The sequence below is a fragment of the Paraburkholderia sp. IW21 genome (assembly GCF_041321145.1).
GTDB lineage: Bacteria > Pseudomonadota > Gammaproteobacteria > Burkholderiales > Burkholderiaceae > Paraburkholderia.
Genome location: NZ_JBGGWA010000004.1, coordinates 335,580 through 358,760, shown reverse-complemented (window position 1 = coordinate 358,760; position 23,181 = coordinate 335,580). Strand labels below are relative to the sequence as shown.

The window sequence follows — 23,181 nt, the reverse complement described above, 5'->3', positions numbered from 1 at the left end:
CTCCTGATCCACACGAGGCATTCCATGAGCGACCCGACTCAACCCTCCGCGCCCGACTTCGCGACCCGCGACCCCAACTCCCCGGCGTTCTGGGACGAGCGCTTCGAACGCCATTTCACGCCATGGGATCAAGCTGGCGTGCCGTCGGCGTTCCAGTCGTTCGCCAGCCGGCACGCCGGCGCGGCGGTGCTGATTCCCGGTTGCGGCAGTGCCTACGAGGCGCTCTGGCTGGCCGAGCGGGGCAATACGGTCCGGGCGATTGATTTCTCGCCGGCCGCCGTAGCGGCAGCGCGCGCGCAACTGGGCGCGCAGCATGCGCAACTGGTCGAACAGGCGGATTTCTTTACATACGAGCCGCCGTTCACGCCTGCGTGGATCTACGAGCGTGCGTTCCTTTGCGCGTTGCCGGTGGCGCGCCGCGAAGACTACGTGCGGCGGATGGCCGAGCTGTTGCCTAAGGGCGCATTGCTGGCGGGCTTCTTTTTTCTCGGCGCGACGCCGAAAGGGCCTCCCTTCGGCATCGAACGGACCGAACTCGACGCGTTGCTCACGCCGAACTTCGATCTGATCGAAGACGAAGCCGTGAACGATTCGATCGCCGTCTTTGCGGGACGTGAGCGCTGGCTGAGCTGGCGCCGTCGTGAGTGAGAACGCCGCCGCACCTGGCGGTGGCACGAGCCGGCCTTGATTCGATACCGGGCGCCCCCATTTAAAGGAAGGTCGGCTGCCCCCGGTGCCTGTTCCCAAAATCCGGGGGAGGGGTGTCGTTTGCGGCTATAATTCAAGGCTTTGCAAGCGTTTACAAGATTTCAGTAGGGAAAAGTTCATGCCGATCTACGCTTATCGTTGCGAGTCATGCGGCTTCGGGAAGGACGCGCTTCAGAAGATGAGCGACCCCCAGTTGACGCAATGTCCCGAGTGCGGAAAAGACACCTTTCGCAAGCAGGTGACTGCAGCCGGTTTCCAGTTGAAGGGCTCCGGCTGGTATGTGACCGATTTTCGCAGTGGTAATGGGGGCGCGGGCGCGCCGGCCAAGCCCGACGCGAATGGCGGCTCGAATGCGAATTCGGCCGAAAACGCTGCCGCCGGAAATGACGGCGCGGCGAAATCCGACACGGCCTCGGCCAACGGCACGGCCACAGCCGGATCAACGAGCGCAGCCGCTACGCCGGCCGCGCCTGCTGCCGCACCGGCCGCTTCGGCGAGTTCGAGCGGTTCCGGCAGCGCCTAGTGGGACTGCCGCCCTCGCAGGCGGCGCACACGCCGCGCGCCGCGTAGCGGCTCGCGCGGCTTTCTGGCGGTACACATGACGACGAAAAAAACGACGCTCAAATCGGTGTTCCTGACCGGCCTGCTGGTGCTGGTGCCTTTGGCTATCACACTGTGGGTGCTCGGCCTGATCATCGGCACGATGGACCAGACGCTGTTGCTGCTGCCGGCCTCATGGCAGCCGGAGCGCGCGCTCGGCTTCCGTTTGCCGGGCCTCGGCGCGGTGCTGACGCTGGCGTTCATCTTTGTCGTCGGGCTGTTGACGCAAAATTTCATCGGGCAAAAGCTCGTGAAGTGGTGGGAAGTCGTGGTCGCGCACATTCCCGTGGTCGGCCCGATCTACACCAGCGTGAAGCAGGTCTCGGACACCTTGTTGTCGAGCAGCGGCAATGCGTTTCGCAAGGCGCTCCTGATCGAGTACCCGCGCCGTGGTTCCTATACGATTGCGTTTCTGACCGGCATTCCGGGCGGCGACGTGGTCAACCACCTGAAAGAAGATCACGTCAGCGTGTATGTGCCGACTACGCCGAACCCAACGTCCGGCTTCTTCCTGATGGTGCCGAGGAGCGAAGTGATCGAGCTCGACATGACGGTCGACGCTGCGCTCAAGTACATCGTCTCGATGGGCGTCGTGGCGCCGTCCGCGCCGCCGGCGCCGGTGCGCCGCACGACAGTCGAGCCTCCGCTGTAATGCCGGTGCGCAGTGTTCGATTGCTGCGCGCCGTTCAACTAATGCATAACGAAAGACAAACATCATGTCGATGAGATCTGAATACTGCGGTCTGGTGACCGAAGAACTGCTGGGCCAAACCGTCTCGCTGTGCGGCTGGGTAAGCCGCCGCCGCGACCATGGCGGCGTCATCTTCATCGACCTGCGCGACCGCGAAGGCCTCGTTCAGGTCGTCTGCGATCCGGATCGCGCGGAGATGTTCAAGACAGCCGAAGGCGTGCGCAACGAGTTTTGCGTCCAGATCAAGGGTGTGGTGCGCAACCGCCCGGAAGGCACGACGAACGCCGCGCTGAAAAGCGGCAAGATCGAAGTGCTGTGCCACGAACTGACTGTGCTGAACGCGTCGATCACGCCGCCGTTCCAGCTCGACGACGACAACCTGTCGGAAACCACGCGTCTCACGCATCGTGTGCTCGACCTGCGCCGTCCGCAGATGCAGCACAACCTGCGTCTGCGCTACCGCGTCGCGATCGAAGTGCGCAAGTATCTGGACTCGCTCGGCTTCATCGACATTGAAACGCCGATGCTCACCAAGAGCACGCCGGAAGGCGCGCGCGATTACCTCGTGCCGTCGCGTACCAACCCGGGTCAGTTCTTCGCGCTGCCGCAATCGCCGCAACTGTTCAAGCAACTGTTGATGGTCGCGAACTTCGATCGCTACTACCAGATCGTCAAGTGCTTCCGCGACGAAGACCTGCGCGCGGACCGTCAGCCTGAATTCACGCAGATCGACTGCGAAACCTCGTTCCTGTCGGAACAGGAAATCCGCGATCTGTTCGAAGCGATGATCCGTCACGTGTTCAAGGAAACGATCGGCGTTTCGCTGGCCGAGAAATTCCCGGTCATGCTGTATTCGGAAGCCATGCGCCGTTTCGGTTCTGATAAGCCGGACTTGCGCGTGAAGCTCGAATTCACGGACCTGACCGACGCCGTCAAAGACGTCGACTTCAAGGTGTTCAGCACGCCGGCCAACACGAAAGACGGCCGCGTCGCGGCGATCCGCGTACCGAAGGGCGGCGAGCTCTCGCGCGGCGACATCGACAGCTACACGGAATTCGTGCGTATTTACGGCGCGAAGGGCTTGGCGTGGATCAAGGTCAACGAAGTGGCGAAGGGCCGTGACGGTCTGCAAAGCCCGATCGTCAAGAACCTGCACGACGAAGCGGTCAAGGCGATCATCGAGCGCACCGGCGCGCAAGATGGCGACATCATTTTCTTCGCGGCGGATCGCGCGAAGGTGGTGAACGACAGCCTGGGCGCGCTGCGTCTGAAGATCGGTCATTCGGAATTCGGCAAGGCCAACGGTCTCGTCGAAAGCGGCTGGAAGCCGCTGTGGGTGGTCGACTTCCCGATGTTCGAATACGACGAGGAAGACAATCGCTACGTCGCTGCGCATCACCCGTTCACGAGCCCGAAGGACGAGCACCTCGAGTATCTGGAAACGGATCCGGCGCGCTGCCTCGCCAAGGCCTACGACATGGTGCTGAACGGCTGGGAAATCGGCGGCGGTTCGGTGCGTATCCACCGTGAAGAAGTACAGAGCCAGGTGTTCCGCGCGCTGAAGATCGGCCCGGATGAAGCGCAAGCCAAGTTCGGCTTCCTGCTCGACGCGCTGCAATACGGCGCGCCGCCGCACGGCGGTATCGCATTCGGTCTGGACCGCATTGTCACGATGATGGCCGGTGCCGACTCGATCCGCGACGTGATCGCGTTCCCGAAGACGCAACGCGCGCAGTGCCTGCTCACGCAGGCGCCGAGCGAAGTGGACGAGCGCCAGTTGCGCGAGTTGCACATCCGTCTGCGTCAGCCGGAACCCAAGGTCTAAGCTGAACCACACTCAAGCTGCCTGAAATCCGGCAGTCGTAGTCGAAAGAAGCAAACGAAAAAGGCGCGATGCGCCTTTTTCGCTTTTTGCGTTACAGTCGAAGCAACCGGTCTCGACCGTTCATCGGACCACTCGCCGACATGTACCGCGCAAGCGTTGCGCCCAGTTTTCAAGCCATGCCGAAACCGCCGAAGATCCCGCAATCCGTACTCGTCGTTATCCATACGCCCGCGCTCGACGTACTGTTGATCGAGCGCGCCGATCACGCAGGTTTCTGGCAGTCCGTGACGGGTTCCAAAGACCAGCTCGACGAACCCTTCATCGAGACGGCCGCGCGCGAAGTCGCCGAAGAAACCGGCATCGTGGTCGGCAGTATGCTGGTGCCGCAAAGCGCGCTGTTCGACTGGCAGTACTCGATCGAGTATGAGATTTACCCGCAGTTCCGGCATCGCTATGCCGAGGGCGTGATCCATAACACCGAGCATTGGTTCAGCCTGCAGGTGCCTGAGCAGCTCGAGGTGACGCTCGCGCCGCGTGAGCACACGGCCTTCCTGTGGCTGCCGTATGAAGAGGCGGCGTCGCGCTGCTTTTCATCGTCGAATGCCGATGCGATCCTGCAATTGCCAAAGCGGCTCGCTGGGCGCCTGGATGGTGGACAGCCCAAGGAGCGTGCCCGGTGAGCGTCGGCGGCGCGCGCCGTTTCGCGCGGCTCCGTCAAACGCTGCTCGGCCGCCGCTACTGGCAGCGTTACCGCTTCACCAGCGGTAACGACGTCAAGCTATTGCGTTCCGGCGACGAGTTTTTCGCGGCGCTGATCGAACGTATCGACGCCGCGCAGAACGACGTCGTTCTCGAAACCTACATCTTCTGCCACGACAACGCGGGGAAGGCTGTCAGCGCGGCACTGCTGCGCGCCGCGTCGCGCGGCGTGAAGGTGCGCGTGATCACCGACGGCATTGGTACCGCGCGCTTGCCGATGCTCAACGAATGGCCGCCTGCAGGCATCGAACATCGCATCTACAACCCGCATCTGTTCGGCCGCTTCGGCTTCTCGCGCACGCACCGCAAACTGGCGGTGGTGGACGATCAGTTCGCATATTGCGGCGGCATCAACATTGTCGACGACTACGAGAACAACGGCGAGAAGCTGCCTTACCGGCGCTGGGATTTCGCAGTCGAGTTGCACGGGCCGGTGGTCGCCGACATCCGCCAGGCGTTCGATGCCCAGTGGCGACGGATTCGTTTCGGGCATCGGCCGTTGGAATCGCTGGAGCCCGATTTCGGCCCGAAGACCGCCATGTCGCTCGGCACGCTGCGCAGGCGCCGCCGCAGCCGCAACGAGGCGCTATGGGCCGGCGGCCAACCGTGCGTGGCCTTCGTCGCACGCGACAATCTGATCAACCGGCGCGCCATCGAAAAGGCGTATCTGGCCGCCATCGGGCAGGCGCGCAGCGAAGTGCTGCTGGCCAATCCGTACTTCATGCCGGGCCGCAAGCTGCGGCGCGCGCTGGTGTTCGCGGCGCGGCGCGGCGTCGACGTGAAGCTCATCATCGGGCGCAAGGAGTTCAAGGCGCTCGATTACGCGGTGCCGTTCCTGTATCGTGCGCTGCTTAAAGCCGGCGTGCAGATCGCCGAGTACGAGAAAACCCTGCTGCACGGCAAGGTCGCGGTGGTGGATTCGAACTGGGGGACGGTCGGCTCGTCGAACCTCGATGCATTGAGCCTGATGCTCAACAACGAGGCGAACGTGGTGCTGGTGAACGACCCGTCGATCGACGCGCTACGCGAATCGATCCTGGTAGCGTTCAAGGATGCGCGCCGGATCGACGAGGCGCGCTACGAAGCCCGTCCCACCGGCGAGCGCCTCCTCAACTGGCTCGCCTATACCAGCTACCGGGCCGTGATGAAACTGTTGACGGTGGGCGGCTATGACTAGTGCCTCCTCCTCTCTCACATGAGCGCAAGGGCGCGGTGTCAATGAAAGGAAACAAAAGAAGGCGAACGCCTCTAAAAAATCTCCTTCCTCTGATTGACGGATGCCGCAGAATTGAAGCCAGGTTAGAAACCGGTTTCTAATAAAGTCCTTGTTTCGCGGACGGCGGTACTCAATAATAGTACGGCCGTTCGATTTTCTTTCGGTCACATTAGAACGGTAAAAAGCTATGCGAAAAGGCGAACAAACGCGAGTCGCGATTCTCGAAGCCGCACTTGATCTGGCAAGCCGCGACGGACTGGAAGGTCTGACGATTGGCCTGCTGGCCGAGCGCATGCAGATGAGCAAAAGTGGCGTGTTTGCGCATTTCGGATCGCGCGAGGATTTGCAGGTCGAGGTCGTGCGCGAATATCACCGTCGTTTTGAAGACGAGGTGTTTTTTCCGAGTTTGCGCGAGTCTCGTGGGTTGCCGCGCTTGCGCGCGATGATTTCCCGCTGGATTGAGAAGCGCATTCAGGAAGTCACCACTGGGTGCATCTACATCAGCGGCGCCGTCGAGTACGACGACCGCGCGGACAACCCGGTGCGCGAGCAACTGGTGTCGAGCGTGACGATCTGGCGTGCGGCGCTCACTCGCGCGATTTCGCAGGCGATGGAAGAAGGGCATCTGCGTGCCGATACCGATCCGCAGCTGATGCTGTTCGAACTGTACAGCTTCACGCTCGGCCTGCATCACGACGCACGCTTCCTGCACTTGCCGGACGCAGTGCGTCTTACGTGGGCCGCGCTGGAAAAATTGATTGTTTCGTATCAGAGCGAAAGCCACTAGCAGGGGCGCCGAACTTAAGCAGATTCAGCGGCGCTGAAAGTCCGATCCACGGACTGAGCTAACGGCCTGGCTCCTTGTCAAACTTTGGAGAGAGTCATGGGACAGTACGCCGCGCCGCTGCGCGACATGCAATTCGTCTTGCACGAGCTGCTTAACGCCGAAGCCGAAATCAAGCAGATGCCGAAGCATGCGGATCTCGATGCGGACACGATCAACGCCGTGCTCGAAGAGGCCGGCAAGTTCTGCTCCGAAGTGCTGTTCCCGCTCAATCATAGCGGCGACCAGGAAGGCTGCACGTACGCCGGCGACGGCGTCGTGACCACGCCGAAGGGCTTCAAGGAAGCCTACAAACACTATGTGGAAGCCGGCTGGCCCGCACTGGGCTGCGATCCGGAATACGGCGGCCAGGGCCTGCCCGCATTCGTCAACAACGCGCTGTACGAGATGCTGAACTCGGCGAATCAGGCGTGGACGATGTATCCGGGCCTATCGCACGGCGCGTACGAATGTCTGCATGCGCACGGCACGCCGGAACTGCAACAACGCTATCTGCCCAAGCTGGTCGCAGGCGTTTGGACCGGCACGATGTGTTTGACCGAACCGCACTGCGGCACGGACCTGGGCATTCTGCGTACCAAGGCAGAACCGAACAGCGACGGCTCGTACGCGATCAGCGGCACGAAGATTTTCATCTCCAGCGGCGAACACGACCTCGCGGAGAACATCGTTCACCTAGTGCTCGCGCGTCTGCCGGGCGCACCGAATGGCACCAAAGGCATTTCGCTCTTCATCGTGCCGAAGTTCGTGCCGAACGAAGCGGGCGACCCGGGCGAGCGCAACGGCGTGAAGTGCGGCTCCATTGAACATAAGATGGGCATCCACGGCAACGCGACCTGCGTGATCAATCTCGACAACGCGAAGGGCTGGCTAGTCGGTGAGCCGAACAAGGGCTTGAACGCCATGTTCGTGATGATGAACGCCGCGCGTCTGGGCGTCGGCATGCAGAGCCTCGGTCTGACCGAAATCGGTTACCAGAACTCGCTGGTGTATGCGAAAGAGCGTCTGCAAATGCGTTCGCTGACCGGCCCGAAAGCGCCGGAAAAAGCCGCCGACCCGATCATCGTCCACCCGGACGTGCGCCGCATGCTGCTCACGCAAAAGGCCTACGCTGAAGGCGCGCGCGCATTCTCGTACTGGTCCGCGCTGCACATCGACAAGGAACTGTCGCATGCCGAAGAATCGGTGCGGAAAGAAGCGGCTGACCTCGTCGCGCTGCTCACGCCGATCCTGAAGGCGTTCCTTTCGGACAACGCGTTCGAGAGCACCAACCACGCCATGCAGATCTACGGCGGCCACGGCTTCATCGCCGAGTGGGGCATGGAGCAATACGTGCGCGACGCGCGCATCAACATGATCTACGAAGGCACCAACGCGATTCAGGCGCTCGATCTGCTGGGCCGCAAGATTCTTGGCGACATGGGCGCGAAGATGAAGAAGTTCGGCAAGCTGGTGTCGGAGTTCGTCGAAGCCGAAGGCGTGAAGCCGGAAATGCAGGAGTTCATCAACCCGCTCGCCGACATCGGCGAAAAGGTGCAGAAGCTGACGATGGAAATCGGCATGAAGGCGATGCAGAACCCGGACGAAGTCGGCGCTGCCGCCGTGCCGTATCTGCGCACCGTGGGACACCTGGTGTTCTCGTACTTCTGGGCGCGCATGGCACGTATCGCGCTGGACAAAGAAGCCTCGGGCGACCCGTTCTACAAGGCGAAGCTCGCCACCGCGCGCTTCTACTTCGCGAAGCTGCTGCCGGAAACGGCCATGACGATCCGCCAGGCCCGCGCCGGTTCGAAGTCGATGATGGAAGTCGACGAAGCGCTGTTCTAAGCCACATCAAGGCAGGCGCCGCGCTTTTTCAAAAGCGTGGCGCACCGCCTCGCCACACATCGCGAAACATACGAGAGACATTCGCGACATCGCATAACTCCCCGGAGGAACGACGTGAGCAATCTGATCATTCGCAAGGTAGCCGTGCTCGGCGCCGGCGTGATGGGCGCGCAGATCGCCGCGCACCTGATCAACGCCAAGGTGCCCGTGCTGCTGTTTGACCTTCCTGCAAAAGAAGGCCCGAAGAACGCGATCGCCCTGAAGGCGATCGAGAATCTGAAGAAGCTGTCGCCCGCGCCGTTCGGCGTGAAGGACGACGCGCAATACATCCAGCCCGCGAATTACGACGACGACATCGAAAAGCTCGCCGAGTGCGACCTCGTGATCGAGGCGATCGCCGAACGGATGGACTGGAAGCACGACCTGTACAAGAAGGTCTCGCCGCATATCGCACCGAATGCGATCTTCGCGACCAATACGTCGGGCCTGTCGATCACCGAACTGTCGAACGGTTTCTCGGATGAACTGAAGGCGCGCTTCTGCGGCGTGCACTTCTTCAATCCGCCGCGCTACATGCACCTGGTCGAACTGATTCCGACCGCGACCACGCGCCCGGAAATTCTCGACCAACTCGAATCGTTCCTGACCAGCGTGGTCGGCAAGGGCGTCGTGCGGGCGAAAGACACGCCGAACTTCATCGCCAACCGCGTCGGTATTTTCTCGATCCTCGCCGTGATTACCGAAGCAGCGAAGTTCGGCCTGCGATTCGACGAAGTGGACGACCTCACTGGCTCGCGTCTGGGCCGCGCAAAATCGGCAACGTTCCGCACGGCGGACGTGGTCGGTCTCGACACGATGGCGCACGTCATCAAGACGATGCAGGACACCTTGAAGGACGACCCGTTCTTCCCGGTCTACGAGACGCCGGCTGTACTGGCCGAACTCGTGAAGAAGGGCGCGCTGGGGCAGAAGACCGGCGGCGGTTTCTACAAGAAGGAAGGCAAGGCCATCAAGGTGCTCGACCCGAAGACGGGCGAGTACGTCGACGGCGGCGCGAAAGCGGACGAACTGGTCGGCCGCATTCTGAAGCGCCCGGCGGCAGAGCGTCTCAAGCTCCTGCGCGAATCGGAGCATCCACAAGCGCAATTCCTGTGGTCGATTTTCCGCGACGTGTATCACTACATCGGCGTGCATCTGGAATCGATCGCTGACAACGCGCGTGACGTCGATCTGGCCATTCGCTGGGGCTTCGGCTGGAACGAAGGTCCGTTCGAAGGTTGGCAAACGGCCGGCTGGAAGCAGGTCGCCGAATGGGTGCAGGAAGATATCGCGGCGGGCAAGGCGTTGTCGAACGTGCCGCTGCCTTCGTGGGTGCTGGAAGGTCCGGTTGCCGAAACGGGCGGCGTGCATACGAACGAAGGCTCCTGGTCGCCGGCTTCGAAGACGTTCGTGCCGCGTTCGTCGCTTAGCGTCTACGACAAGCAGGTGTTCCGCGCACCGCTGGTCGGCGAAACCTCGGCTGACCCGAAGACCTACGGCAAGACGCTGTTCGAAACCGACGCCGTGCGCGCCTGGGTCGATGATCGTGTGGGCGAGAACGACGTCCTGATCGTGTCGTTCAAGAGCAAGATGAACACGATCGGACCGTCGGTGATCGATGGCCTGACGCAAGCCATTGAACTCGCCGAGAAGGACTACAAGGGCTTGGTCGTGTGGCAGCCGGCGTCGCTGAAACTCGGCACGCCAGGCGGCCCGTTCTCGGCAGGCGCGAACCTCGAAGAAGCCATGCCTGCTTTCATGATGGGCGGCGCCAAGGGCATCGAGCCGTTCGTGAAGAAGTTCCAGCAAGGCATGCTGCGCGTGAAGTACGCGAGCGTCCCGGTCATCTCGGCGGTGTCGGGCATCGCGCTCGGCGGTGGCTGCGAACTCGCGCTGCATAGCGCGAAGCGTGTGGCACACATTGAAAGCTATATCGGTCTGGTGGAAGTCGGCGTGGGTCTCGTGCCCGCGGGCGGCGGCCTGAAGGAAGCGGCACTGCGCGCAGCGGATGCCGCAACCGCAGCGGGCGCGACCAACGATCTGCTGAAGTTCGTGCAGAAGTCGTTCGAAAACGCAGCGATGGCGAAGGTTTCGGCCTCCGCGCTGGACGCCCGCGCAATGGGCTACCTGAAGCCGTCCGACACGATCGTCTTCAACGTGTTCGAACTGCTCGACATTGCGAAGAAGGAAGCGCGTGCACTGTCCGCCGCGGGCTACCGTCCGCCGCTGCGTGTCACGCAAGTACCGGTCGCGGGTCGCTCGGCGATTGCGACCATCAAGGCATCGCTCGTCAACATGCGCGACGGCCGTTTCATCAGCGAACACGATTTCCTGATCGCCAGCCGCATCGCGGAAGCGGTGTGCGGCGGTGACGTGGAAGCGGGCAGCCTCGTCGACGAAGAATGGCTGCTGCAACTCGAACGTCGTGCGTTCGTCGATCTGCTCGGCACGCAAAAGACGCAGGAACGGATCATGGGCATGCTGCAAACCGGCAAGCCGGTGCGCAACTAAGCGACGGCGCAACTAGGAGCTTTAAATGTCAAAGCAATTGCAAGACGCATACATCGTCGCCGCGAGCCGTACGCCGATCGGCAAGGCGCCGCGCGGAATGTTCAGGAACACGCGCCCCGACGAACTGCTGGTGCACGCGATCAAGTCGGCCGTGGCGCAGGTGCCCGGCCTCGATACGAAGGTGATCGAAGACGCCATCATCGGTTGCGCGATTCCGGAAGCCGAACAAGGGCTGAATGTCGCGCGGATGGGCGCGCTGCTGGCGGGCCTGCCGAACACGGTCGGCGGCGTGACGGTGAACCGCTTCTGCGCCTCGGGCCTCACCGCGTTGGCGATGGCGGCTGACCGTATCCGCGTCGGCGAATCGGACGCGATGATCGCGGGCGGCTGTGAATCGATGAGCATGGTGCCGATGATGGGCAACAAGCCGTCGATGTCTCCGCACATCTTCGACCGCAATGAAGATATCGGCATCGCCTACGGCATGGGTTTGACCGCGGAGAAGGTCGCGGAACGCTGGAAGATCAGCCGCGAAGCGCAAGACGCGTTTTCGGTCGAATCGCACCGCCGTGCCATCGCCGCACAGCAAGCCGGCGAGTTCAACGACGAAATCGCCGCGTACACGATCACCGAGCGTTTCCCCGATCTCGCCACCGGCGAAGTGAAGGTGAAGACGCGTGAAGTCGCGCTCGACGAAGGCCCGCGCGCGGAAACGTCGATGGAAGGGCTGGCCAGGCTGCGCGCGGTGTTCGCCAATAAGGGTTCGGTGACGGCGGGCAACAGCTCGCAAACGTCGGACGGCGCGGGCGCGTTGATCGTCGTGTCGGAAAAGATGCTGAAGGAATTCAACCTGACGCCGCTCGCCCGTTTCGTCAGCTTCGCCGTGCGCGGCGTGCCGCCGGAAATCATGGGCATCGGTCCGAAGGAGGCGATTCCGGCCGCGTTGAAGGCCGCCGGCCTGAAGATCGAAGACATGGACTGGATCGAACTGAACGAAGCGTTCGCCGCGCAATCGCTGGCGGTGATTCAGGACCTCGGTCTCGATCCGTCCAAGATCAACCCGCTTGGCGGCGCGATTGCCCTCGGTCACCCGCTGGGTGCGACGGGCGCGATTCGTGCGTCGACGGTGGTGCACGGCCTGCGCCGCCGCAACTACAAGTACGGCATGGTGACGATGTGCGTCGGTACCGGCATGGGCGCTGCGGGCATCATCGAACGTCTGTAATCGTGTTCGCCCTGGTCCCCGCGGGATCCCTGCAATGATCCCTTAAGGACCGTGGGACCGCGGAAACGGTTCGCAGGCCGCCTGGTTTGCGAACCGTTTTTTCCATTCAGCAGCAAGCAGGAGTACGAGGAGATGACAATGGATATTCTGGTCGAACGCGCCGAAAGCGTCCTGACGATTGCCTTCAACCGGCCCGACAAGAAGAACGCGATCACGGCCGCGATGTATCAGACGATGGCCGACGCCTTGGTCGAAGCCCACGGCGACGCATCGGTGCGCGCGGTCCTGATTCGCGGCAGCATCGGCATTTTCAGCGCCGGCAACGATCTCGAAGACTTCCTGAAGACGCCGCCGATGGGCGAAAACTCGCCGGTCTTCCAGTTCCTGCGTGCGATCAGCTCGGCGGAGAAACCGGTGGTGGCCGCGGTGGCGGGCCCGGCGGTCGGCATCGGCACGACGCTGCTGCTGCATTGCGATCTGGTCTATGCGGCGGATACGGCGAGCTTTTCGCTGCCGTTCGCGCAACTCGGATTGTGTCCGGAAGCGGCGTCGAGTTTGCTGTTGCAGCGTGTGGCCGGTTATCAGGCGGCGGCGGAAAAGCTGCTGCTCGGCGAAGCGTTCGACGCGGTCGAGGCGCAACGCATGGGCTTCGTGAATCGCGTGCTGCCTGCGGCTGAGGTCGATGCATTCGCGGCAGCGCAAGCGGCGAAGCTGGCGGCGCTGCCGGCCTCTTCGCTGCGGGTGACGAAGAGTCTGATGAAGCGTGCCAGCCATCAGGAACTGCAAACGCAGATGGCGGAGGAAGCGGTGCACTTCGGCAAGATGCTGCTTGCGCCGGAGGCGCGCGAGGCGTTCAAGGCGTTCTTCGAGAAGCGCAGGCCGGACTTCCGGCAGTTCGATTGAGCTTCACCTGGACGCGCTTGAGGCGTCTCAGGCGCTTCAAATGCTTAAGGCTGCGTCGGCTGCCACGTGTCATAGTCGACGTAGCTGGTTTCCCGGCAGAAGCTGACTAGCCGCACGCCTGCCTTGCGGGCAATTGCAATCGCCAGCGACGACGGCGCCGAAATCGTCGCGAGCATTGGTACGTCGACGCGTGCCGCCTTGCGCACCAGCTCGTAGCTGGCGCGGCTCGACAGAAACACAAAACCCTCTTTGGTATCCGCGCGATCGAGCACCAGTTGGCCGATCAGCTTGTCGAGCGCGTTGTGGCGGCCGACATCTTCGAACGCGTAGCGGATTGCGCCTGCCGCATCGCACCACGCGGCGGCGTGCAGACCGCCGGTCAGACGCGTCAGCGCCTGGTGTTCCGGCAACTCGCGCGCGGCGCGAGCAATCGCATCCGGCGCGAGGCGTTGCAGAAAACCGGTGTCCGGCACGCGTTCCGGGTTCAGATCCAGCAGATCGATGCTTTCGATCCCGCATACGCCGCAGCCGGTGCGCCCGGCGAGCGCGCGGCGCTTTTCCTTCAGTGCGACGAAAGCCTGCTGCACCACCTTCAATTGCACCTCGGCATGGGGCAATTCGTCGTCGTCATGCAGCGCGACCTCGATGTCCTGGATGTCGCTGCCGCGCTCCACGATCCCTTCCGAAATCGCAAAACCGACCGCGAACGCTTCCAGATCGCGCGGCGTGCACATCATCACCGCATGCGAAATCCCGTTGAAGACGAGTGCAACCGGCCATTCCTGACCGACGTGGTCGGTGACGGTTTCGACTGCCGCGCCGCGATGCCGGCGTACCGTGCGCTCCACCGCGCCCGGCTGCCCGGCTGTTTCCAGTTCGTTCAAGCTACGTCACTCCTTTACCGTGCTGCGCGCGTATGAGCGGCGTCGGGCCTTGTTCTGCGTTGCCCGCTGCCGAAATGCGGGGCCCGACCAGGCCGCCGACGCGCAAATAAGGTTCTAAAATACCTCAAGCCGGGCTTGCGCGTTGCCCGCCACCAAAGAGGAATACTGTCATGGGACTCAACGAAGCGCCGCTTCTGTTCAACTTCGAAGTCGAGTCTTCGGAGAATTTCACCTACATCCCGATGTCGGTGCGTTTCAATCTCGACCGCTTCGGGCTGCGCATCACACTCGCGCAGTGGCAATTGTTGCCGCTCGAAGACCGCAAGCTGCTGGCGCGTTTTCCGGTCGAAGAAGACGCGGAAATCGAGCCGAATTTCGACCACGCGCTGTTCGAAATGCTACGCACCCACGCGAACGTCGAGCCGGAGTGGTTCACGCCCGAAGAGGCGCCCGCCTGGCGCCGCACGGATGCCGTGCCGGACGGCGTTGCGCACCAGGCGGGGCTGGCCGGGCTGGCCACGCCCGGCGTCGCTCAGTGGGCCGAACTCGATCCGTTCAAGCGCTACGTACTTGCCAAATTGTCGCGCAAGCCGGAAGGCAGCCACGACTTCGTCCCGGCGATGAAGGAATTTGGCGCGGCCGGCTAGGCGCGGCCGGCTAGGCGCGGCCGGCTAGGTGCGGCCGGCTAGGCGCGACCGGCTAGGTGCAGCCGGCTAGCGAAATATTTCGCCCCGCACCCTCAATCTGGGCCGAAACCTGCCGTTATCCATAGGTTGGCGCGAAAAAGACTCGACTCGATGCGACCCGACGCACCGAAAGCGACCGCGCGCTCCCGCCCGCAGAACGATTGACGTTCGGAATCCATGACTCCTTTTTTATCGAAACGGCTGCTGATCAACTTGGCGGTCGTCGCCGCGGCAGTCGGCGCGAACGCGTTCGTCGCCTATACGCAGATTTGCGGCCAGCGCGATGCCGACGTGCGCATGCTGCGTTCGACGAGCGTGCGCCAGAACCTCGACGCCTACCAGACGGCGCTCGACGGCGGCCTGGCCGCGCTCGGCCGTTTCGAAGCGTTGGGGGAAGCCGCGCCTGTGAACGAGGCCGCCGCCATGGCGAGTTCGTTGACCGGTCTCGAGCGCGAGCTGCGCAAAGCGCTCGCCGGCGAACCGGCCATGCTCGACACGCTCGCCAGACTGAGCGTGGACAGTCACGCGCTGCAGCACGACATCGACGATGCGCTGCTGAAGAGCGCCGGCGCCGCGCCGAACGAATCGCGCGCGTGGGCGGCCTCGACCTATACCCATCTCGGACTTGGCCTCGACCGCGTGGAAGCCGGCCTGGGGGCATTGCGCCAACAGGAGGATCAGGCGTTGCAAGCGTCGCTCGCGGCTTCCGCAAGCGAAACCCAGCGCGCCGTGTTCCTGCTTATCGTGACAATGCTGGCCGGCAGCGGGCTCCTGATCTTCACATTCCGCGCCCGCGAAAACAGCGCGCGCAAGAAACTGCGCACCGTGCGCGCGCTCGGCCGCAATGACGAGCGTTTCCGCAGTCTGTTCGACGACCATCCGGTGCCGATGTACATCTTCGACCGCGAGACGCTGCGCTTTCTCGCCGTCAACGCGGCCGCGATTCAGCAATACGGTTACTCGGAAAGCGAATTTCTCGACATGACGATTCGCGAGATCCGGCCGAATGCCGAAATCTTGCGCCTCGAATCGCATCTGCAGCGCAGCGACGTCCTGCAGCACGGCCGCACCATGGCGGGCGTCTGGCATCACCGGCGCAAGGACGGTTCGACGATCAGCGCCGACATTTCGTATCACGCGCTGAACTTCACGGGACGCGCCGCTTTCTTCGTGCTGGCCGACGACGTCACCGACCAGATCAACGCCGAAGCCGAAGCGCAGCGCTCGAACCAGATGCTCGAAACGGTGATCGACAACATTCCGCAGCGCATTTTCTGGAAGGACAAGGAATCGCGCTATCTCGGCTGCAACATGGCGTTCGCGCGTGACGCGGGCCTCGCTTACCCCGAGCAGGTGGTGGGCAAGAGCGACAGCGACATGCCGTGGCGCAGCTTCGCCGACCTGTTGAACGCACACGATACAGAAGTGGTGAACACCGGCGTGCCGAAGATGAATTTCGAGATCGATATGGTGCTCGACGGCGTGCATCGCACCACGATCACGAGCAAGCTGCCGTTCACCGATAACGACGGCCGCGTGATCGGCGTGCTCGGTTCGTACACGGACATCACCGAGCGCAAGCGCGCCGACCTGGCCTTGCGTCTGCAAAGCCGCGCGCTCGACGCGAGCGTCAACGCGATTCTGATTACCGCGCCGTCGTCGACGGGCAATCTGATCGAATACGTGAACCCCGCGTTCAAGCGCATCACCGGTTACGATCCGGCCGAAGTGATCGGCCAGGATTGCCGCCTCCTGCAGCGCGACGACCGTGAGCAGGAAGGCGTCTCATTGATTCGCCAGGCGCTCGTGGCGAACCGCGAGGGCAGCGCGGTGGTGCGCAACTATCGCAAGGACGGTGCGCTGTTCTGGAATCAGCTGTTCATCGCACCCGTGCCGAACGCGGAGGGCGTGATCACGCATCATATCGGCGTGATCAACGATGTGACGGATCTGATCCGCTATCAGGAACAGCTCGAATATCAGGCCAACTATGACAGCCTCACGCGCCTGCCCAATCGCAACCTGCTGCGCGACCGCCTGCAGCATGCATTGATTCTCGCGCAGCGGCATCACAAGGGCGTCGCGGTCGTGTTCATCGATCTGGACGGCTTCAAGAACGTCAACGACAGCCTTGGCCATAGCGTCGGTGACCGCTTGCTGGGCGTGGTCGCCGAGCGGCTCGCGCGCTGCACCCGCACAAGCGACACGGTAGCGCGGCACGGCGGCGACGAGTTCGTGATCGTGATGACGGATACGGTCGACGAGCAGTCGCTGATCGCGTGGATGGAGCGCGTGCGGGCGTCGATTTCCGAGCCGGTGTGGCTCGACGGCACGGAGTTGTATGTCGGCTGCAGCATGGGCGCGAGCCTCTTCCCGCAGGATGGCGAAGATGCGGAAACGCTGATGAAAAAGGCCGACCTTGCGATGTATCGCGCGAAGGACATGGGCCGCAATACGTTCCAGTTTTACCAGCCGGAGATGAATGCGAGCGCGGGCGCGCGCCTCAATCTCGAGCGGCGTTTGCGCCGCGCGTTGCGCGACAACGAATTCCTGCTGCACTACCAGCCGCAGGTGGATATCGGGAGCGGGCAGATTGTCGGCACTGAGGCGCTGGTGCGCTGGCGCGATCCGGAAGTCGGGCTGGTGCCGCCGTCGTCGTTCATTCCGGTCGCGGAGGAAAGCGGCTTGATCGGGCCGCTGTCCGAGTGGGTGCTCCGTGAGGCGTGCCGGCAGAACAAGGCCTGGCAAGACGAAGGTTTGCCACCGGCGCGGGTGTCGGTGAATCTGTCGGCGCGGGTGTTCCAGCAGCGCGATATCGCGAAGCTGGTCATGCAGGTGCTGGCCGAGACGGGCCTTGAGCCGCAATACCTCGAACTCGAACTGACAGAGAGCACCATCATGCGCAATGCCGAGGAAGCGGTGTCGATGCTCAACGAACTGCACGCGCTCGGCATCGGTCTGGCCATCGACGACTTCGGGACAGGCTATTCGAGCCTCAGCTATTTGAAACGCTTTCCGGTGGACCGTTTGAAGATCGACCGCTCATTCGTGTCGGACATCGGCATTTCGGGCGACGATGAGACGATCACCTCGGCGATCATTGCGCTCGCGCACTCGCTGAAATTGCAGGTGATCGCCGAAGGCGTGGAGACGTCGGCGCAGCTCGACTTCCTGAAGGAGCGCGCGTGCGACGAGATGCAGGGCTTCTACTTCGCGAAGCCGCTGTCGACCGACGCGATTTTCGAGTTGTTGCAGGGCGGCATAGGACGGGAAGTCGCGACGGTCTGAGCGCCTACACAACGCTCACGTCCGCCGCGCAGGCAGTGCTCCGGTTGCGATGGGAAGAGCCGATGATCCGGGAATCACGCAGCACCGATTCACGTGGCACGGCGCCTGCTTCTCCCTACTCGTACCCTGTCATGGGGCATTCCGCCGTTGACTATCCACCGATCCGATTGGAGAGAAAAAATGACGTCTTCACCTGCAAGAAAATGGGCTGTACTGCTGGCATCGGTTGTTCTGAGCGTGGCTTCTGTTGCACCGGCGTTCGCGCAAAGCGGCGGCGGCGGTGGACCGGCGGGGGATGATTCCGATGCCGCCAAGCCGATGGCCGCATCCGGGGCAACCACCACCAAGGCCCAGCGCAAGGCCGCGCGCAAGCAGGCACGGGCCAAGAAAAACGCCGAGCTCAAGCAACTGGAAAGCAATGGTTACAACCCCGCGCGCAAGGATCCGAACTATCCGCAGGATCTCCAGAACGCGCAGAAGAAGGCGGGAATGGGCGCAGCGGCTAGTCAGTAAGCGGTTGCGGGCCGGGCAGCGTTGGCCCGGCTCCCAGCCGTTCAATCGAGCACCGGCAGCGCGCGCGGGCGCCGGTCGCTATCCGTTGCGACATAGGTCAAGATTGCCTCGGTCACCTTCACGAGGTCTTCGGTCAGGCTCATGCGCTGCGCGTAGACCTCGACCGACACCGTCACCGACGTATTGCCCGTCTTGACGATATCCGCGTAAAAGCTCAGCAGATCGCCGACGAAGACCGGCTGCTTGAAGACGAACGAATTGACCGCGATGGTCGCCACGCGCCCATTGGCACGGCGGCTGGCCGGAATCGAACCGGCGATATCCACTTGCGCCATGATCCAGCCGCCGAACACGTCGCCGTGAACATTCGCGTCGGAAGGCTGCGGCATGACGCGCAGCGCGCAAGGCTTTTGCGGGAGTTGAAGAATATCGGTCATCGGGGCACCCTTGAGATTCGTAATGGCTCGGTCAGCTCGACCAGCAGGTGGGGGATTTCACGACAACTGCATGACACAGCGATACGGCACAGCCGCACGGCCCACATGCAACCGACGGCCGGACAGCCCATGAAAAGCGGCGCCAGCCAGCTTCTGCGACAATAGAAAGATCAGGAATTGTACGGGAAAGCGCCCAGCCGGGTCGCGCGATAACGCAGGGTGCCGGGTTTGGCACGCTGCCGGCCGGCGCGCCGCTGCGAACTCCGTCGCTCCCCATTATTCCCAGCCGACCCCATGCGCCGCACACCTTCCTCCGAACCTTCACCGATCTCGACCCAGCCGCGCAACGACTGGCAAACGATCCTGTCGCTGCTGCCTTACCTCGCCACCTATAAATGGCGCGTCGGCTTTGCACTGAGCTGCCTGATTGGCGCGAAGGTTGCGAATCTCGGCGTGCCGATCGTGATGAAACGGATCATCGACGGCCTCGCGCCGGTGCAGCATCTCACCGCGCTCGGCCGCGCGCACGATTCGCCCGGCATCGTGCTGCTTGGCGGCGTCGGTTTGATGGTGGTCGCCTACGCGGTGGTGCGGCTGTCCACCTCGCTTTTCACCGAACTGCGCGAAATTCTGTTTTCGAAAGTGACCGAAAGCGCGGTGCGTCAGCTCGCGCTGAAAGTGTTCCGCCATTTGCATGCGCTGTCGCTGCGGTTTCATCTCGACCGGCAGACGGGCGGCATGTCACGCGATATCGAACGAGGCACGCGCGGCATCACGCAACTGATTTCGTATTCGCTGTACAGCATCCTGCCGACGCTGGTCGAAGTCGGTCTCGTGCTCGGCTTTTTCGTCGTCAAATACGAGGCGTATTACGCGATCGTCACGTTCATTGCGCTCGCGGTGTACATCGTCTTCACCGTAAAGGTCACCGAGTGGCGCACGCATTTTCGCCGCACGATGAACGATCTCGATTCGAAGGCGAACTCGCGCGCGATCGATTCGCTGCTCAACTACGAGACCGTCAAGTACTTCGGCAACGAAGAGTGGGAAGCGCACCGTTACGACGAAAATCTCAAACGCTATCGCACGGCCGCGATCAAATCGCAGCGTTCGCTGTCGGCGCTGAACTTCGGGCAGCAGACGATCATCGGCACGGGTCTCGTGTTCATTCTATGGCGCGCCACGGAAGGCGTGATGGCCGGGCGCCTCACGCTCGGCGATCTGGTGCTGATCAACACCTTCATGCTGCAACTCTATATCCCGCTGAATTTTCTCGGCGTGGTGTATCGGGAACTGAAGCAAAGCCTCACCGATATGGACCGTATGTTCACGCTGCTCGGCGCCGCCCAGGAAGTGCCCGATGTGCCGGATGCGCCCGAGTTGCAAGTGAGCGGGGCACAGGTGCGCTTCGAGCACGTGAACTTCTCGTATGAACCGGCGCGGCAGATCCTGTACGACGTGAGCTTCACGATTCCGGCGGGCACCACGACGGCGGTGGTCGGCCATAGCGGCTCGGGTAAATCGACGCTCGCGCGGCTGATGTTCCGCTTCTACGATCTGGATCGCGCGACGGGCGGCGCGATCACCATCGACGGTCAGGACATTCGCGACGTCACGCAGGATTCGCTGCGCGCGTCGATCGGCATCGTGCCGCAGGACACCGTGCTGTTCAACGATTCGATCTACTACAACATCGCGTACGGACGTCCCTCGGCCATGCGTGATGAAGTGATCGCGGCGGCACGAGCGGCGCATATTCACGACTTCATCGAAGGGCTGCCGAAGGGGTACGAGACGCCGGTCGGCGAGCGCGGCTTGAAGTTGTCCGGTGGCGAAAAACAGCGCGTGGCGATCGCGCGGACCATCCTCAAGAACCCGCCGATCCTGCTGTTCGACGAAGCCACCTCCGCGCTCGATTCGCGTTCGGAGCGCGCGATCCAGCACGAACTCGATCAGATCGCCCGCGAGCGCACGACGCTGATCATCGCGCACCGGCTTTCGACGGTGGTGCACGCGCAGCAGATCATCGTGATGGACAAGGGGCGCATCGTGGAGCGCGGGACGCACGCCGAATTGCTGCGCGCGAACGGCTTGTTCGCGCAGATGTGGGCGCTGCAGCAGCAACGTGCCGCGCAAGCGCCGGAGTCGACTGAAACGGTGGGGGCGGGCGACGGCGGGCGGTGAGTCTTTGCGGCGGTGTGGGGCCCCGGCCCCTAACGCGGCACGAGGACGCACACCTCTAACGCCGCCGGGCGCCTATCGTGCGCGCAAGCGCCGATCCAGTGCGTGCAGTTGCGCCGGCGTGCCGACGTTCTCCCACAAACCCTGATACAACTCTCCACTCGCGAGACCGCGCGTTACTGTGTCGCGGTAGTAAGGCGTGAGCGCGCGCCGCGTGCCGCGCGGCAGATCGTGAAACATGCGCGTGTCGTAGAGGCCGATGTTGCCGAACGTGAAGCGGGGTTGCGCGTCGAGCGACAGTGTTCCGTCAACCAAACCGAAGTCGCCGTTCGGATGAAACGGCGGGTTCGGCACCATCACCAGATGCATGCCGGGGCCGGTTCGCTTCTTCAGCGATTCGGCGCGAGCATTCAGCGTCGCGTAGTCGAAATCCGCGTACACGTCACCGCTTACCGCGACGAATAGTTCGCTCTTGCCCTCGTCTTCGAGCAGCGGCAACGCCTGCACGATCCCGCCCGCCGTTTCCAGCGCTTCGTGCTCGGCCGAGTAACGCAATTCGACATTCCAGCGCGAACCGTCCCCTAGCGCGGCTTCGATCTCGGCGCCGAGCCACGCATGGTTGATCACGACCGTTTGAAATCCGGCCTGCGCGAGCCGTTCGATCTGCCACACGATCAACGGCTTGCCGCCGGCCTCGAGCAGAGGCTTCGGGCACACGTCGGTCAACGGACGCATGCGTTCGCCGCGGCCCGCGGCGAAAATCATCGCTTTCTTCAGAGACATCGTCATCGGTCAGAACGTGTAGCCGACTTCATTCGCGCGGCCTTCGAGTTCGTCGAGCAGCCGGGCGAACGGACGCAGCGGCGCATAGCGTTCGGCGACCTTGCGTGCATAGCCGATGAAACGCGGCAGATCCTTCATGTAATGCGATTTGCCGTCGCGGTAATTGATCCGGCAGAACAGCCCCAGCACCTTGACGTGCCGTTGCAGCCCCATCCATTCGAGCTGGCGGTAGAACTCGCCGAAGTCCGGATCGACCGGCAGGCCGGCTTTCTTCGCGCGCTCCCAGTAGTACACGAAGCAATCCAGCTCGAACTCCTCGTCCCAGCTGAGGAAGGCGTCGCGCAGCAGCGAGGCGGCGTCGTAAGTGATCGGGCCGTATACCGCGTCCTGGAAGTCCAGCACGCCGGGGTTCGCGGGGTTGGGTGCGGCGGCGATCATCAGATTGCGCGGCATGAAGTCGCGCAGCATGAACACTTGCGGCTGCGCCCGGGCGCTTGCGATCAGCAGCGCGAAGGTGCGATCGAGCAGCCCGCGGGTCTTTTCGTCGATCTCGCGGCCGAGATGCCGGCCGACGAACCACTCCGGCATCAATTCCATCTCGCGGCGCAGGAAGGCTTCGTCGAACGGCGGCAGCACGTCTTCGCGCGACGTGAGCTGCCAGCGGATCAGCGCATCGAGCGCGTCGCGCATCAGCGTGCGGGGCCTGCTTAGGTCATTGCCGCTTTGCGCCCGGGTCAGCGCGCCGAGGTACGAATCGGTGCCCAGATCGGTGACGAGCATGAACCCGGCGTCGAAGTCGGCCTCCAGCACGCGCGGCACGTGCACGCCGGCGGTGTCGAGCAACTGCGCGATCTGCACAAATTCGCGGCACTTTTCGGGCGGCGGGGCATCGACGGCGATCAACGTGCCGGTGCTTTCGCCTTCCGACGCCTTTCCGGCGAGCCGGAAATAGCGGCGAAAACTGGCGTCGGACGACGCCGGGGCAAGCGTGTCGAGTTCGAGCGCATGGCGTGCTGCATGGGCGTTCAGCCAGGCCTTGATCAGTTCGAGGCGGCTGTCGGTGGAATCTTTGGAGGCGTCTTGGGAAGGGGGCAGCGTCATGAAAACCGGTGGCAAATTCAGAGGGGCAACGTCTTGCCATATAATACCCCACGACTTTTTTGACGCGACTCACGCCAGCTTTTGCTGTTTCCGCTTTACCGCCCGCCTCACCGTTCGACAGATTGTAAATATGGATGTGCAGTCGACTGTCACGGTCGGG

19 protein-coding genes are annotated in these 23,181 nt (G+C 62.8%); 15 read left to right on the top strand and 4 right to left on the bottom strand.

Annotated features, from left to right (window positions below; genetic code table 11):
* Positions 1-24: 24 nt before the first annotated feature.
* The 11 genes from ACAX43_RS12045 (at position 25) to ACAX43_RS11995 (ending at position 13,148) form a co-directional block, all read left to right on the top strand.
* Positions 25-648 carry a methyltransferase domain-containing protein gene (locus ACAX43_RS12045; protein ID WP_370708625.1) on the top strand — a complete coding sequence of 208 codons (624 nt, stop codon included), beginning with the start codon at positions 25-27 and terminating at the stop codon, positions 646-648.
* 178 nt (positions 649-826) lie between these two features.
* Positions 827-1,231, top strand: a complete 405-nt coding sequence (locus ACAX43_RS12040) for an FmdB family zinc ribbon protein (protein WP_370708624.1) — start codon at positions 827-829, stop codon at positions 1,229-1,231.
* 75 nt (positions 1,232-1,306) lie between these two features.
* A complete protein-coding gene (locus ACAX43_RS12035; RefSeq protein WP_370708623.1) occupies positions 1,307-1,960 on the top strand; it encodes a DUF502 domain-containing protein in 654 nt (217 codons plus the stop codon).
* A 64-nt stretch (positions 1,961-2,024) separates the two neighbouring features.
* Positions 2,025-3,824 (top strand): aspartate--tRNA ligase, encoded by a 1,800-nt coding sequence (aspS, locus tag ACAX43_RS12030; protein WP_370708622.1) that lies wholly within the window; start codon positions 2,025-2,027, stop codon positions 3,822-3,824.
* Positions 3,825-4,000: 176 nt separating this feature from the next.
* Positions 4,001-4,504 carry a dihydroneopterin triphosphate diphosphatase gene (gene nudB / locus ACAX43_RS12025; protein WP_370708621.1) on the top strand — a complete coding sequence of 168 codons (504 nt, stop codon included), beginning with the start codon at positions 4,001-4,003 and terminating at the stop codon, positions 4,502-4,504.
* Positions 4,501-5,760, top strand: a complete 1,260-nt coding sequence (clsB, locus tag ACAX43_RS12020) for a cardiolipin synthase ClsB (protein WP_370708620.1) — start codon at positions 4,501-4,503, stop codon at positions 5,758-5,760. The genes nudB and clsB overlap by 4 nt, the downstream gene beginning before the upstream one ends.
* Before the next feature lie 226 nt (positions 5,761-5,986).
* On the top strand, positions 5,987-6,586 hold the full coding sequence (locus ACAX43_RS12015; RefSeq protein ID WP_370708618.1) for a TetR/AcrR family transcriptional regulator: 600 nt from the start codon (positions 5,987-5,989) through the stop codon (positions 6,584-6,586).
* Between the two features lie 96 nt (positions 6,587-6,682).
* The gene (locus ACAX43_RS12010) at positions 6,683-8,470 is read left to right on the top strand and encodes an acyl-CoA dehydrogenase C-terminal domain-containing protein (RefSeq protein ID WP_370708616.1); all 1,788 of its coding nucleotides are present in this window, start codon (positions 6,683-6,685) and stop codon (positions 8,468-8,470) included.
* Positions 8,471-8,584: 114 nt separating this feature from the next.
* The gene (locus ACAX43_RS12005) at positions 8,585-11,020 is read left to right on the top strand and encodes a 3-hydroxyacyl-CoA dehydrogenase/enoyl-CoA hydratase family protein (RefSeq protein ID WP_370708614.1); all 2,436 of its coding nucleotides are present in this window, start codon (positions 8,585-8,587) and stop codon (positions 11,018-11,020) included.
* A 25-nt stretch (positions 11,021-11,045) separates the two neighbouring features.
* Positions 11,046-12,245, top strand: a complete 1,200-nt coding sequence (locus ACAX43_RS12000; RefSeq protein WP_370708613.1) for an acetyl-CoA C-acyltransferase — start codon at positions 11,046-11,048, stop codon at positions 12,243-12,245.
* A gap of 132 nt (positions 12,246-12,377) precedes the next feature.
* The gene (locus ACAX43_RS11995) at positions 12,378-13,148 is read left to right on the top strand and encodes an enoyl-CoA hydratase (protein ID WP_370708612.1); all 771 of its coding nucleotides are present in this window, start codon (positions 12,378-12,380) and stop codon (positions 13,146-13,148) included.
* A 44-nt stretch (positions 13,149-13,192) separates the two neighbouring features.
* Here the strand turns inward: ACAX43_RS11995 and fdhD are convergent, their stop codons facing one another.
* The gene (gene fdhD / locus ACAX43_RS11990; RefSeq protein WP_370708611.1) at positions 13,193-14,032 is read right to left on the bottom strand and encodes a formate dehydrogenase accessory sulfurtransferase FdhD; all 840 of its coding nucleotides are present in this window, start codon (positions 14,030-14,032) and stop codon (positions 13,193-13,195) included.
* Between the two features lie 170 nt (positions 14,033-14,202).
* On the opposite strand from fdhD, the gene ACAX43_RS11985 reads away from it, so the two are divergent.
* The 3 genes from ACAX43_RS11985 (at position 14,203) to ACAX43_RS11975 (ending at position 18,519) form a co-directional block, all read left to right on the top strand.
* Positions 14,203-14,679 (top strand): nitrate reductase associated protein, encoded by a 477-nt coding sequence (locus tag ACAX43_RS11985; protein WP_370708610.1) that lies wholly within the window; start codon positions 14,203-14,205, stop codon positions 14,677-14,679.
* 216 nt (positions 14,680-14,895) lie between these two features.
* Positions 14,896-18,006 (top strand): EAL domain-containing protein, encoded by a 3,111-nt coding sequence (locus ACAX43_RS11980; RefSeq protein ID WP_370708609.1) that lies wholly within the window; start codon positions 14,896-14,898, stop codon positions 18,004-18,006.
* A gap of 180 nt (positions 18,007-18,186) precedes the next feature.
* Positions 18,187-18,519 (top strand): DUF4148 domain-containing protein, encoded by a 333-nt coding sequence (locus tag ACAX43_RS11975; RefSeq protein WP_370708608.1) that lies wholly within the window; start codon positions 18,187-18,189, stop codon positions 18,517-18,519.
* Positions 18,520-18,560: 41 nt separating this feature from the next.
* On the opposite strand, the gene ACAX43_RS11970 is transcribed toward ACAX43_RS11975, so the two are convergent.
* Positions 18,561-18,956: an acyl-CoA thioesterase gene (locus tag ACAX43_RS11970; RefSeq protein WP_370708607.1), complete on the bottom strand. Its 396-nt coding sequence runs from the start codon at positions 18,954-18,956 to the stop codon at positions 18,561-18,563.
* Positions 18,957-19,250: 294 nt separating this feature from the next.
* Between ACAX43_RS11970 and ACAX43_RS11965 the strand changes: the two genes are divergently transcribed.
* Positions 19,251-21,140 carry an ABC transporter ATP-binding protein/permease gene (locus ACAX43_RS11965; protein ID WP_370708606.1) on the top strand — a complete coding sequence of 630 codons (1,890 nt, stop codon included), beginning with the start codon at positions 19,251-19,253 and terminating at the stop codon, positions 21,138-21,140.
* A 72-nt stretch (positions 21,141-21,212) separates the two neighbouring features.
* On the opposite strand, the gene murU is transcribed toward ACAX43_RS11965, so the two are convergent.
* Both murU and ACAX43_RS11955 read right to left on the bottom strand, forming a co-directional pair.
* On the bottom strand, positions 21,213-21,926 hold the full coding sequence (gene murU, locus ACAX43_RS11960; RefSeq protein ID WP_370708605.1) for an N-acetylmuramate alpha-1-phosphate uridylyltransferase MurU: 714 nt from the start codon (positions 21,924-21,926) through the stop codon (positions 21,213-21,215).
* Between the two features lie 3 nt (positions 21,927-21,929).
* On the bottom strand, positions 21,930-23,021 hold the full coding sequence (locus tag ACAX43_RS11955; RefSeq protein WP_370708604.1) for an aminoglycoside phosphotransferase family protein: 1,092 nt from the start codon (positions 23,019-23,021) through the stop codon (positions 21,930-21,932).
* Positions 23,022-23,181: the final 160 nt, after the last annotated feature.

Bases quoted from the DNA above. Each gene is read 5' to 3' on its own strand.
- ACAX43_RS12045 (WP_370708625.1), top strand. From the start codon at position 25: ATGAGCGACCCGACTCAACCCTCCGCGCCCGACTTCGCGACCCGCGAC.
- ACAX43_RS12040 (WP_370708624.1), top strand. From the start codon at position 827: ATGCCGATCTACGCTTATCGTTGCGAGTCATGCGGCTTCGGGAAGGAC.
- ACAX43_RS12035 (WP_370708623.1), top strand. From the start codon at position 1,307: ATGACGACGAAAAAAACGACGCTCAAATCGGTGTTCCTGACCGGCCTG.
- aspS (WP_370708622.1), top strand. From the start codon at position 2,025: ATGTCGATGAGATCTGAATACTGCGGTCTGGTGACCGAAGAACTGCTG.
- nudB (WP_370708621.1), top strand. From the start codon at position 4,001: ATGCCGAAACCGCCGAAGATCCCGCAATCCGTACTCGTCGTTATCCAT.
- ACAX43_RS12015 (WP_370708618.1), top strand. From the start codon at position 5,987: ATGCGAAAAGGCGAACAAACGCGAGTCGCGATTCTCGAAGCCGCACTT.
- ACAX43_RS12010 (WP_370708616.1), top strand. From the start codon at position 6,683: ATGGGACAGTACGCCGCGCCGCTGCGCGACATGCAATTCGTCTTGCAC.
- ACAX43_RS12000 (WP_370708613.1), top strand. From the start codon at position 11,046: ATGTCAAAGCAATTGCAAGACGCATACATCGTCGCCGCGAGCCGTACG.
- ACAX43_RS11995 (WP_370708612.1), top strand. From the start codon at position 12,378: ATGACAATGGATATTCTGGTCGAACGCGCCGAAAGCGTCCTGACGATT.
- ACAX43_RS11985 (WP_370708610.1), top strand. From the start codon at position 14,203: ATGGGACTCAACGAAGCGCCGCTTCTGTTCAACTTCGAAGTCGAGTCT.
- ACAX43_RS11980 (WP_370708609.1), top strand. From the start codon at position 14,896: ATGACTCCTTTTTTATCGAAACGGCTGCTGATCAACTTGGCGGTCGTC.
- ACAX43_RS11975 (WP_370708608.1), top strand. From the start codon at position 18,187: ATGACGTCTTCACCTGCAAGAAAATGGGCTGTACTGCTGGCATCGGTT.
- ACAX43_RS11970 (WP_370708607.1), bottom strand. From the start codon at position 18,956: ATGACCGATATTCTTCAACTCCCGCAAAAGCCTTGCGCGCTGCGCGTC.
- ACAX43_RS11965 (WP_370708606.1), top strand. From the start codon at position 19,251: ATGCGCCGCACACCTTCCTCCGAACCTTCACCGATCTCGACCCAGCCG.
- murU (WP_370708605.1), bottom strand. From the start codon at position 21,926: ATGACGATGTCTCTGAAGAAAGCGATGATTTTCGCCGCGGGCCGCGGC.
- ACAX43_RS11955 (WP_370708604.1), bottom strand. From the start codon at position 23,021: ATGACGCTGCCCCCTTCCCAAGACGCCTCCAAAGATTCCACCGACAGC.